Origin of the sequence: Chlorobaculum sp. 24CR, assembly GCF_004118635.1 — a bacterium.
GTDB lineage: Bacteria > Bacteroidota > Chlorobiia > Chlorobiales > Chlorobiaceae > Chlorobaculum.
The window spans coordinates 1-11,594 of sequence record NZ_SDGU01000001.1; the positions used below are offsets into that span (position 1 = coordinate 1).

The 11,594-nt window shown below is 53.6% G+C and carries 13 protein-coding genes; 2 read left to right on the plus strand and 11 right to left on the minus strand.

Annotation, left to right across the window (positions count from 1 at the left end):
- Positions 1 to 191: 191 nt before the first annotated feature.
- Positions 192 to 398: a hypothetical protein gene (locus EST62_RS00005; protein ID WP_129050065.1), complete on the plus strand. Its 207-nt coding sequence runs from the start codon at positions 192 to 194 to the stop codon at positions 396 to 398.
- Positions 395 to 2,035, plus strand: coding sequence for an N-6 DNA methylase (locus EST62_RS00010; RefSeq protein ID WP_129050066.1), 1,641 nt, complete (start codon positions 395 to 397; stop codon positions 2,033 to 2,035). Before EST62_RS00005 ends, EST62_RS00010 begins: the two co-directional genes overlap by 4 nt.
- Here the strand turns inward: EST62_RS00010 and EST62_RS00015 are convergent.
- The 11 genes from EST62_RS00015 to EST62_RS00065 all read right to left on the minus strand — a co-directional run.
- Positions 2,025 to 3,158, minus strand: coding sequence for a phospholipase D family protein (locus EST62_RS00015; RefSeq protein ID WP_129050067.1), 1,134 nt, complete (start codon positions 3,156 to 3,158; stop codon positions 2,025 to 2,027). The genes EST62_RS00010 and EST62_RS00015 overlap by 11 nt on opposite strands.
- 314 nt (positions 3,159 to 3,472) lie before the next feature.
- Entirely contained in the window at positions 3,473 to 4,867 is a 1,395-nt protein-coding gene (gene cobA, locus EST62_RS00020; protein WP_129050068.1) for a uroporphyrinogen-III C-methyltransferase, read from the minus strand.
- Positions 4,868 to 4,888: 21 nt separating this feature from the next.
- A complete protein-coding gene (locus tag EST62_RS00025) occupies positions 4,889 to 5,350 on the minus strand; it encodes a bifunctional precorrin-2 dehydrogenase/sirohydrochlorin ferrochelatase (RefSeq protein WP_167599073.1) in 462 nt (153 codons plus the stop codon).
- A gap of 121 nt (positions 5,351 to 5,471) precedes the next feature.
- Positions 5,472 to 6,623, minus strand: coding sequence for a sulfate reduction electron transfer complex DsrMKJOP subunit DsrP (dsrP, locus tag EST62_RS00030; RefSeq protein ID WP_129050070.1), 1,152 nt, complete (start codon positions 6,621 to 6,623; stop codon positions 5,472 to 5,474).
- Between the two features lie 9 nt (positions 6,624 to 6,632).
- Positions 6,633 to 7,409 (minus strand): sulfate reduction electron transfer complex DsrMKJOP subunit DsrO, encoded by a 777-nt coding sequence (gene dsrO / locus EST62_RS00035; protein WP_129050071.1) that lies wholly within the window; start codon positions 7,407 to 7,409, stop codon positions 6,633 to 6,635.
- Positions 7,406 to 7,828 (minus strand): sulfate reduction electron transfer complex DsrMKJOP subunit DsrJ, encoded by a 423-nt coding sequence (dsrJ, locus tag EST62_RS00040; protein ID WP_167599074.1) that lies wholly within the window; start codon positions 7,826 to 7,828, stop codon positions 7,406 to 7,408. The genes dsrO and dsrJ overlap by 4 nt, the downstream gene beginning before the upstream one ends.
- Positions 7,821 to 9,473, minus strand: a complete 1,653-nt coding sequence (gene dsrK / locus EST62_RS00045) for a sulfate reduction electron transfer complex DsrMKJOP subunit DsrK (RefSeq protein WP_129050072.1) — start codon at positions 9,471 to 9,473, stop codon at positions 7,821 to 7,823. Before dsrK ends, dsrJ begins: the two co-directional genes overlap by 8 nt.
- A gap of 6 nt (positions 9,474 to 9,479) precedes the next feature.
- The gene (gene dsrM, locus EST62_RS00050) at positions 9,480 to 10,475 is read right to left on the minus strand and encodes a sulfate reduction electron transfer complex DsrMKJOP subunit DsrM (RefSeq protein WP_129050073.1); all 996 of its coding nucleotides are present in this window, start codon (positions 10,473 to 10,475) and stop codon (positions 9,480 to 9,482) included.
- Positions 10,472 to 10,915 (minus strand): RsbRD N-terminal domain-containing protein, encoded by a 444-nt coding sequence (locus tag EST62_RS00055; protein WP_129050074.1) that lies wholly within the window; start codon positions 10,913 to 10,915, stop codon positions 10,472 to 10,474. The genes dsrM and EST62_RS00055 overlap by 4 nt, the downstream gene beginning before the upstream one ends.
- Positions 10,916 to 11,005: 90 nt before the next feature.
- Complete coding sequence (locus EST62_RS00060) at positions 11,006 to 11,368, minus strand: hypothetical protein (RefSeq protein ID WP_129050075.1); 363 nt, start codon at positions 11,366 to 11,368, stop codon at positions 11,006 to 11,008.
- A 38-nt stretch (positions 11,369 to 11,406) separates the two neighbouring features.
- Positions 11,407 to 11,594: 4Fe-4S dicluster domain-containing protein (locus tag EST62_RS00065; protein WP_129050076.1), on the minus strand; the 188-nt coding region annotated here is incomplete at its 5' end.

The window sequence follows — 11,594 nt, forward strand, 5'->3', positions numbered from 1 at the left end:
TACTGCGCAAATATACGAATATTGCTGGACTTATATTTCAGTTAAGTCAATATATTTCAATATCTTATATCTTTTCCGACTTTTTAGAGATGGCCTAAATTTGAATTACAACGTCTTGCTTGACTTCGACGAGAAAGATGTTATATTACATGTATAACATAACAAAAGCAACCAGTATTAGAGATTCTCTCATGGCACGAGGAAAATCAGGCAGAGTGGTGCTGGAAATAGACCCTGAGTTGAAGCGTCAACTCTACGCAAAATTAGAAAACAAACAGCAAACCATGAGAGAATGGTTTATTCAGGAGGCTACGGAATTAGTTTACGGCGAGAAATCCTCTTCTCTTTTTGATATGCACGATGAAGACCAACAAAACATAGATGGTGGTGAAAAATGAATTTCAAGGAAAATGAATCTGCGCAAAAGCTAAGAGGAGGGTACTATACCCCATTTGATTTAGCTCACTACCTCTCTCGATGGATAGCTGAAATAAATCCCGTGACCGTGCTGGAGCCCAGTTGTGGCGACGGAATATTTCTTGAGTCATTGTCTTCTGCGCTTTCAGTTCGTTCCTTAATTACGGCAATAGAGCTTGATCCCACAGAGGCTAATCTTGCAACAGCGAGAGCGAGTACCATCAATAATTTGGATATCAATGTTAAATGCGCCGATTTTTTAGAATGGTATTTAACTTCCGATCAGGCAAAATCGCAATATGACGCCATAGTAGGAAATCCACCATTCATCAGATACCAATACTTGTCACAAAGAGATCAAGGATTCTCAGAACGGATTTTCAAGCTGCACAATCTGCGTTTTACAAAGCATACTAATGCTTGGGTTCCTTTCGTTATTGCATCGCTGTCACTACTTCGTCCTAGTGGAAGACTGGCAATGGTGCTGCCTGCAGAGATATTGCATGTTCTTCACGCTCAATCGCTTCGCTTTTATTTGGGACAACAATGCAAAAAGCTCATCATTATTGATCCAGAGGAAATCTGGTTTGATGGCACGTTGCAAGGTGCTGTTTTATTGCTTGCGGAAAAGAAAAAAGACATTAAAGAATATACCGCTGGGCTTGGCATTATACAGACACGAGGAAAATCATTTCTAAATGTGAGCCCCAATCAGTATTTCAATAAAACAAACTTCATCAATGGCAAAACTGTCGAGGGAAAATGGACAAGGGCTTTACTAACAAAAAAAGAACTAGAAATATTTGAAGGGGTCATAAAAGGTGACGCAGTACATCGCTTTTCAGATATTGCTGATGTTGATGTTGGCCTAGTTACCGGAGCGAACAAGTTTTTTTTGGTAAATGATAACACTGTCAATCACTACGACCTCGAAAAATGGTCACATCCAATGTTTGGTAGAAGCGAACATTGCCCTGGAATTCTCTATGACGCAAACCAGCATAGCAGAAATTCAGAATCTGGCCTTCCATCTAATTTTCTCTGGTTTAACGTAAGCAATATTTCAGAGCTTTCTAAAAGCGCTCTTGAATATATACGTTCAGGAGAACGCGAGAATCTACATGTACGCTACAAATGCAGAATACGCAAATCGTGGTTCAAAGTTCCATCTGTCTATGCCACACAGGTAGGCATGCTCAAACGCGCACATGATATGCCGAGACTCATATTAAATGAAATTAGAGCTTATACTACTGATACGGCATATCGCATTACAACTAAAAATGTAAACCCCAAAAAACTTGTTTATTGTTTCATTAATTCACTTACCGCACTTAGCTCGGAACTTGAAGGTAGGCATTATGGGGGCGGCGTGTTAGAGCTTGTCCCATCAGAGATCGAAAAGCTGTATATACCCATCCCTGCACAGACAAGCGAAGCAATAAAAGAGCTGGATAAAATGATAAGAAGCTCTTCATCCAACGAGATATTGTCTCACCAAGACAATATAATATTAAGAGACTTGGGGTTAAACACAGATGAAATTACCAGTCTCCATGAAGCATGGAATAAGCTAAGGAACAGACGTCAAAGAACAACCAGCACGATCAATCAATGACAATCATAAAGTCAGTTGCATTTTTCTTAAAAAATCTCAGGGTGCGGCCTAATAGATCGCGACTTGCAATAAGACCCCTTGCTTCACCCCATTTTATTTTTGTCATAACATTTCTTTGCATATAACTTTTCGTATCGGTTCTTGGATCATGGGTAACTTCCATTTTAAATTCACCATATGACAGGTTTTTAATCACTATTTCTGCATTTATTATGGCACGTTCAAGATGAGAATTTCTCGACTTATATTCTTTTCTCCATTCCAGATCAGAAAAAACCGTTTCTCTAAAATAATGCTGGAAGTCAATATTCTCCATCAAACCTTCTCCCAAATTCGTATCTCCGGTTATATTGGTATTATTTCCATGAGGGATATTTAAGCTCCTCTCTGCAAGAGGCTTGCTTTCCCATACTAAAACACCTGTATTCGCGACTATTTTAACCTTGCGACTATTTATTGGTTTATTTTGCCCAAGATTACTCTTTTCAACTATCGGTATTGGCTTGAGGTTATCTCTTGCCTTGTCGCATTGTGTCTTATTGGTTACAGGGAGTCTTGTTAAACGCTCATCTTCTAATCGACCTTCGTATAACAGTTCAACTGCCTGCCTAGGCGAAGTTATTTGAAACACATGCTCCGGATATTTCACCGTAAGTTCGGTTATCGTTTGAACAAGCTTTTGAAGATAATCCTCATCTGCCTTTTGGCGCCTATTGAGCTTAATGTATGAGCTCGCTTCGATATTTTGGTTTAGTCCACCAAATGTCAGATTGGCACTACCCAATATCACATACGCTTTAGTTTCACCGTATGCCGCATATATTTTTGGATGAAATATTTTTTTATTTGACGCTGTATCCACAACGTAGGGAGTAAGCCCAATTTTTAATAACTGAAAAATACTTTGGACGGAAGTAATACCGTTCCTTATGCCAATAAATAGCTTCGACTTGTCGGCTACTTTTTTGAGATTATCTTCAATTCTTTCAACCCCATTTTTTCTCGCGAAGGCAAGGCTAAATAAATAGTTATCGATATCAGACGCCGTGAGCAGTTGATTGACGGCCGTCTCGTGGTCGTCATTTTCACTTAATCCCTGAAGTATGATTTCTAGTTCAGCCATCTCTATAAAATTTGCATCTGTCTGTAGCTATTGAACATTGATTATATGGTTCCCATATAAGACACCTCTCTCTGGATTTTTTACCTTCATAACACGCTTGCGGTAACCATGAAAAAATTTAATAATTTTTATTAAACATCTTGAAAATTCAACTTCTTTTTAGCGGGTAGTGTTATTCGGTTCAGCCTAAAAGATCACTCGAAAAATTAGCGCAAAATCAGCAAAGAAACAACCATTCATGCCCGGCAGGGGCTTCATGTCCGAGACGATTCTTTCAGAGATAACCGCAGGCGCGGAAATGTGTTCCGGTCTGTTCAGCCGCCGAACTGACGCCGCACCTCCCGCTCCGTCCGCTCGTCCGCCGGGGTGACGGCGATTCGGGCGGGAATCGCGTCGTGCAGCTCCCTGAATTTCCTGACGCACTCCGCCGAGGCGAAGTAAATCTCGTCGATGAAATCGAGGTCGATGGCTTCGACGTGATCCTGCGCTCCGTGCGCATAGACGACGAGCGGCGTGACCTGGTTGCCGCCTTCGCGCAACTGCCCGGCCACCAGCTCATCGACGTGCTCCGCGCCCGGCAGGAGAATGCGCTGGCCCGTCAGCCCCTGTTGCCTCAGCATCTCGCCGATGCTGGTCGGCGTTTCCGCTTCGAGTCGGCAATCGGCAATGATGCCGTATTCCTGAAGCTCTGTCGCCGCCGAGCGGTTCGAGGCGCAGATAGTCAAGTGCGCCAGGTGGCGGACGTCGCGCCCATGCTCGAAGAGGTACTTGAAAAAGTAGCGCACGGCGAAGCGGTTCTGGAAGAAGAGCACCGAGAAGCGGTCGATCCCCTCGATGCTGGCTTTCACCGCGCCGAGGTCTGCGCCCGCCACCTGCTGGCACGGGAAGGGCACGGTGATGTAGTCGGCTGGCGTATATTTTTTCGGCGCTTCGCCGGTCATGAGCACCTTCTTTTTACGCGAGTACCAGTTGCTCTCGATGAACTGGCTGATGCTGTCGCCGATAATGAGCAGTGCCGGGGAATAGACCGCCCTGTCGCGCTTGCGAAACTCGTCGAGCGTACCGGTGAAAATCTTCTGGTTGTAGCGCGTGGCGTTCTGCACCACGGCCACCATCGTCTTGCCGCTCCGCCCTTTTGCCGCCACCGCATCGAGCACGTCGTGCACCGAGGAGGCGACCATGTAATAGACGATGGTGTCGGTGTCGGGGGCCTGAATCTTGCTGATCGGGTGGCCGGTGCAGAAGGCCACCGACGAGGAGACCTTGCGCATGGTCAGCGGAATTTCGGTGTAGGCGCTCGCGCCGTGCGCCGCCGTGATGCCGGGAATGATCTCGTACTCGATGCCGTGCTGGCGCAGCGTGTCGATCTCCTCACCGCCCCGCCCGAAGATGAAGGGGTCGCCGCCCTTCAGCCGGACGACCGTGCGCCCCATGAGCGCGTGGCGCACGATCTCCTGGTTGATCTCCTCCTGCTCGAAGTGGTGGCTGTCCTTGCGCTTGCCGGTGTAAATCTTCTCGGCCCGATAGGGTTCGAGCATCTGCGGCAGCACGAGGTCGTCGAAGAGAATCACGTCCGCCTCGCGCAGCGCCCGGTCGGCCTTGAGCGTGAGCAGTTCGGGATCGCCCGGCCCCGCGCCCGCGATATAGACGTACCCTTTCTTCGCCGGTGTCTGTGACGGCGACGGTTCTGTATGGATTGAATCGGTCATTGCGGATACTTCCTTGCGAAATTAGGGGTTATCGTCCGGCCAGGTCTCGTTGACGAACTGGCGGAGGCGGTTGCGCCACTCCACGGACTTCTTGACGTTCTGGCCATTGGAGGAGACCGCGACGGTCATCTCGCCCTGCTTGATGATCGCCGGAGAGATAAAGCCCGAAAGCTCGCGGTTATCGACGACGTTCACGAGGATGCCCCGCGCCTCGGCGTCGTCGCGAACGCGGCGGTTGACCGCCTCGACGTTCGTGCTGGCATAGACGAGGAACGCGCCGTCGAGGTCGGAGGGGTCGTACTCCTTGCGGATTTCCGTGAACCCCTTGCCTTTGAGTTCGTCGATGATTTCGGGAGAGACGATGGTGATGTTCCGGGTATATTTCTCGATGGTCTGAATCTTGTGCAGGGCGATTTTGCCGCCGCCGACAAAGAGAATCTTCTTGTTGTCCACCCGGATGTTGAGCGGCAGAAACACTTTCATAGATGCGTCCATTTTGACGATAAACAACAGCCCCGGCGCAGGTTCAGTTCCCGCGCCGGGGCCAGTGAAGAGATGCTGGTGGCGTCCGTTTTATCCCGAATTCACGCCGGTCTGGACAGACTCACTCCTGCGTTTTGACGGCGATGGCGGTCTTGAGCAGCATGGTCAGCACAAGCAGGCCGATGGCCCAGATGCCGAGCGTGACCGAAATTTCGGTGGCAGTCGGCATGTAATCGACAATCGCTTCGAGCGGCGTCGGTACGAATCCGCCGAAGACGAGGCCCATTCCCTTGTCGATCCAGATCGAGACGACCAGGCCGATGCAGGCGGCAATCAGCGCGCCGTTCTTGCGGCGAAGCGGCGGCGAGAGCAGCACACCGACCGAGATAATGCCGGTGATGAGCGAGAACCACATCCACGGCACGAGAGGGGCGTGGCCTTCGAGGCCGAAGAAGAGGTACTGCAAGCTGTGCATATGCGCCGGAATGTTGCTGTAGAAGGCCGTGAAAAACTCCGTGCCGAGGAAAAAGAGATTGGCCAGGCCAGCATAAGAGGCGAGCACCGAAAGCTTGAGACGCGCTTCCGGGCCTGCGTCGAATTTGGCGACCTTCTTCAGAATGAAGGTGATGAGAATCAGGATGGCCGTACCGGCGGCGAAGGCCGAGGCGAGGAATCGCGGGGCGAGCACGGCGGTGAGCCAGAGGTGGCGGCCCGGCAGACCAGCAAACAGGAACGCCGTCACCGTGTGGATGCTGAAGGCCCACGGAATCGAAAGGTAGATCAGCGCCTTCACCCACGGCGCGGGAGCCACGCCCTTGCGCTCGGCGCCGAGCACCGCCCAGCCGCTGATGAGGTTCAGGAAGAGGTAGCCGTTGAGCACCATCACGTCCCAGAACACCATCGAGTGCGGCGAGGGATAGAGCAGCACGTTGAGCACGCGGTCGGGCCGCCCCATGTCGGCCAGAATGAAGAGCATACACATGAGCGCCGCCGATACGGCGAGAAACTCGCCGACGATGACGATCTTTGAAAAGGCTTTCTGGTTGTGCAGGTAGTAGGGCAGCACCAGCATCACAGCCGAGGCGGCAACCCCGACCAGAAAGGTGAACTGGGCGATGTAAACACCCCAGCTTATGTCACGGCCCATGCCGGTGACGCCGAGACCGATGGTCATCTGGCGGGCGTACGCCGTTACTCCAATCCCGATGACGACGAGCAGAAAGGCTACCCATGCCCAGTAGCCGCGGCCTCCTTTGAGCGCTTTCTCGATCATGGCTTATGGTTAGATGATGTAAAAAACTGACGGCAGCGTACCGAGTTCCGGCTTGCGCTGCATGGTTTCGTTCGCGGCGAGCAGTTTGCGAATCTCCGAATCGGGCTTGTTCAGGTCGCCGAAGATAAGCGCCTTTTCGGGACACGATTCGACGCAGGCCGGAAGCTCGTTTTTGACGAGCCGCTCCGAGCAGAAGTTGCACTTCTCGACCACGCCGCGCATCCTCGTCGGATAGGCGGTGCTCAGTTCCTTGATATTCGGGCGCGGATCGAGCCAGTTGAAGCTGCGCGAACCGTACGGGCAGGCGGCCATGCAGAAGCGGCAGCCGATGCAGCGATGGTAGTCGATCGACACGATGCCGTCCCAGCGCTTGAAGGTCGCCTCGGTCGGGCACGCCTTGGTACAGGGCGGCTCGGCGCAGTGGTTGCAGAGCGTCAGCACCTGGCGTTCGAGCACTTCGGGATTTTGGAACTGTGTGCTGGCGGTCGGGAAAGCGTTCTCGTAGCCGCTCTTCCAGATCCACTTGACCTCGTTTTTCGACTTGCCGAAGTCCGGCACGTTGTGATCGTGGTGGCACCGGACGATGCACTCGGTGCAGTTGCCGAGGCACTTGCGGGTATCGATCAGCATACCCCAGCGCACCTTGCCCGGCACGGGTTTGTCGGTAAAGTTCGACATATCGGTCTGTTCGAGCGCGAACGCCGGGAACAGACCCGCGGCGGCGCCCAGGCCGGCAAGCGCGCCAAGCCCCGCCTTCTTCAGAAATTCTCTGCGATTTTGACTCATTGCGGCACCTCCATCGGCGACAAGTGGCAATCCCAGCATGTCGGCTTGACATTGGCAAACTCATGACACATAAAACAGAACATTGGATTTGAACCGTGGCAACCGAGACAGGTGTTGAGACTCTTGTCGAAGTGCTCTCCCTGGGGATTGACGTAGGTTCTATTTCCTTCGCGCACCGAATCGTGACGCCATTTGTTGAGCACCTGCATGTGGTGCGCCCGCATGTACTCGGTCGGCAGAATGCACTTCGAACTGTCGATCGGCGCGCCGCCAGGCGCAGGAGCTGCCGCCGCCACGGGCGAGTTCTCGGCGTGAGCCGAAACCGAGCCGTAATGACCGGCCTGCATGAAGAACCATGCCGCCACGAAGACGGCGAGGCCCGCGGCGAGGGCGACCAGAAACTTGCTGAACTTATTCATCGTCGTCATCCTCCTCGAATCCGGCCATCGGATTCTCTCTCAGGTCTTCGGTTCTCTTCTTTTCTCCTTGCATGATGAGTGCGTTACCGACCAGTTCGTGCAGGCCATAGACCAACACACCGGGATTCCAGTAGCGCATGAGCGCCGGAAGGCTCGCCCGGTCGATGGCGCAAATCGTGACCAGTGAATCGACCTTGTGCTTTTCGCGCACGTGCGCCACGGCGCTGGCTCGCGGGAAGCCGCCGCGCATCCGGGTGTCCATGAACTCCTCGGCATTCAGGCCGCTGCCCGATCCGCAGCAGAAGGTCTGCTCCCTGATGGTATTTTCGGGCATTTCGTGGAAAACGTTACACACCTTGTTGAGCACGTAGCGCGGCTCCTCGAACATGCCCATGCCGCGAGCCACATTGCACGAGTCGTGGAAGGTGGTGCGGAGATGGTCGTTGCGTTTCGGGTCGAGCTTGAGCTTGCCGTGCTTGATGAGGTCGGCGGTGAACTCGGCGATATGCACCATTTTGGTTGACTTCGCATTGGTGAACTTCGTGCCCGTGATCGGCGAAACCGGCTCCTTGAGGAAATCGGCCGGGCCGTTCATGGTTCCCATGTACTGCTGCACCACGCGCCACATGTGGCCGCACTCGCCGCCGAGAATCCATTTCACACCGAGACGCTTGGCCTCGTGGTACATCTTGGCGTTGATCTTCTTCATCATCTCGTTCGAGGTGAACATGCCGAAGTTGCCGCCCTCGGAGGCGTAGGTGCTGATGGTGTAGTCGAGGCCGATGTGGTGAAAAAGCAAGAGGTAGCCCATCATTGTATAGACGCCGGGATCGGCGAACACGTCGCCCGACGGCGTGATGAACAGAATTTCGGCTCCCTTGCGGTTGAAGGTCGGGTTGACCCTGATGCCGGTCACGTCCTCGATGTCATCGACCAGCGACATGATGTTCTGCTCGAAAGTGTGCGGCTCGATGCCGAGGTGGTTGCCCGTGCGGTTGCAGTTAGCCACCGGCGCGAGAATCCAGTTGTTGTTCACGCCGATCAGGTTGAGCAGCTCGCGCACCATCATGGTGATTTCGGCGGTGTCGATGCCCATCGGGCAAAAGACCGAACAGCGGCGGCACTCGGTGCACTGGTAAAAGTACATGTGCCACTCCTTGATCACGTCCTGCGTGAGCGTCCTCGACCCCGAAAAGTTCTTCAGAATCTTGGCGAAGGTGGTGAAGTCGTTGCGATAGACCGAACGCACCAGCTCGGCGCGAAGCACCGGCATGTTTTTCGGGTCGCCGGTACCGAGGAAGAAGTGGCACTTGTCGGCGCATGCGCCGCAGCGAACACAACTGTCCATGAAGACCTTGAACGAGCGGAACCGCTTCAGGCGATCCTTCATGCCGTCATGAATGATCTTCTCCCATCCATCGGGAAGCTGCCAGTCCTTGTCGGTGGCGGCCCATTTCCTCGGGTTCGCGAAGTGCAGATCTTCGAGTACTTCCGGCTTGGCGGGAAAACACCAGTTGCCGTCGCGGAACTCCACCGGCAGGTCCCACCAATCCTTGCCAGCAAGATTCTCCTTGAGTATCCGCGGCTTTTTTTGTTCGAACTCTTTTTTGAGTTCGTCCGGTTTGAGGGCGTATTTATTAGACATAATTGATTATTGCTTTTCGACCGGAATGCCTGCCTTCTTCATTTTTTCGCGGAACTCGTCCTCGTATTCGGCATAGGTTCTGAACTTGATGTCGGGGTTCCACGGGTTTTTGTGCCATTTGGCGCGGCTGTTATTCGGCAGGTTGCGCGTCGGACTGAGGAAAATGCCCCCCATGTGCACCAGCTTGCTGAACGGAATGTAGGCAAGCAATACGCAAACCAGAAACAGGTGAACGTAGAACAGCGCGCCGATCGGTTCGGGTTCCGAGAAACCAAAGCTCGCCAGCGTCATTGCCAGAGCCTTAACCGGCATGATGTTGACCTTGGTCACGTAGCGCATGCTGATGCCGACAATGGCGATAGCGCCGAACAGGAAGAGCGGGAAGTAGTCCGTCGAGAGCGACAGAATGCGCATCTTCGCATCCGACAGGCGGCGCAGCACCAGAAAGGTGATGGCGGCAAGCGCAACGGCATCGGTGATGTAGAATGCGGGTACGGTTACGTCGAGGAAGCGATCCGCGGTGTCGAGCAGCTCGATCGGCACGGGCAGGGTGGCCAGAAAAAAGCGGGCGTGGCGGATGACGATGATGAGCATCGACCAGTGGAACGCGAGGCCGCCCAGCCAGAGCCACTTGTGCGAACCATAGACGAGCTTCGGGCCGCCAGCCATTTCGGCTTTGGTGTTACGGAACAGCGAGCGAAACAGGAACACTTCAGAGAGTACCCGCAAGGCCGCCATGAAGGGATTGGACGGGCATTCCAGCGTGTTGGTCTTGACCCAGTCGAGCGACTTCTCCTGGCCGCAGGTGGTCGGAATGTTGAACGGCACCGGCCTCCTGAGCCAGTCAACCAGCCGGAAAAGCATTCCGAGTGCGAGTATCACGCCGGCAGCGTAGGGAATAATGATGGCGAAAACGTAGTCGAGTTTTCCGTAGGTGACACCGAGCCAGGGAATCAGCGCCAGCACGATGACCGCAATCAGCGGTTTCAGCACTTTTTTCATGCTTCGACCCTCCTGAGCGCCATGTGCATCTTCCGTCGGCCCTCGTCATATTTGATCTGGCAGATGGTTTCGCGATGCTTCATATAGCTGTCGAAAGCTTGCAGGGTCAGCTCTTCGAGGCGGTCGCGGCACGGATGATCGCACTCGCCCGGCAGCTCTTCGATCATAGCCTTGAGCATGAACAAAATCGACAAAGATTTTGAAGGTGGAATATCCTGGATGGCAAGAATCCGGGTAATGCGCATGATCGGCTCGGCGGCCTGCATGGTTCGATCCGTCACAGCATCGAGCAGAGCCTTCAGCTCCTCTTCGATCGCCGAGGCGACCATCGAGCCGTGGCTCGTACTGCCGCCGGGCAGCATCGCCATGACGGAGGTCGTCCACTGCTCGAGCAGGGCCTTCCGGTTCTCGTTAACTATCTGTTCCCACGCTCTCGTCATAAGATTGCAGAATATGAGGTTGTTACATTCAAAGCAGTCCGCCGGTCTGCGAGAGACCGGCGGACTTGAAGCGCTTCCCTGAAAACGGGATCAGGCGCATTTGGCCATGAAGGCCTCGTAAACCGGTCGCCAGGTTTTGGACTCGGCCTCGAACGGTATTTCGAGGTACTGGCAAAGATACAGGGCGTCATAGGCTCCGCAGGCATCGCCGTTTTTCAGCGCTTCGAGCGCCTTCTTGCCGGCTGCGGCGGTATCCTCGCCCGTCAGACGGGCCTGACGCCAGTAGTTGATCGCCTCTTCGCGATAGACGGCGTTCCGGGGCAAAGCCTCGGCAGCCTTCAGGCTGTCCACCTCGATTTGACGGTTGCCAAAAGCGACCGGCCAGCCGGTGTCCTGCCAGTGGGAGGAGGTTTCTATGGCCTTCTCGACCATCGGGATCATATCGTCCATCATAGTGTTTTCGGTCTTTTCAGGTTACGATGCCGTCCAGTTTAGAGTCCGTCGCCCATGCCCATCTGGATGTAGCCGCAGGGGCAGACCAGGGAGCAGAGGTGGCAGCCGACGCATTTTGCGTAGTTGGTATAGACTTTTTCGCCCGCCGGGTTGTCGCGGTAGCGCGTGATCGCCTCCTGCGGGCAGAACGAGACGCACTGCTTGCAGTCGAAGCAGAAGCCGCAGC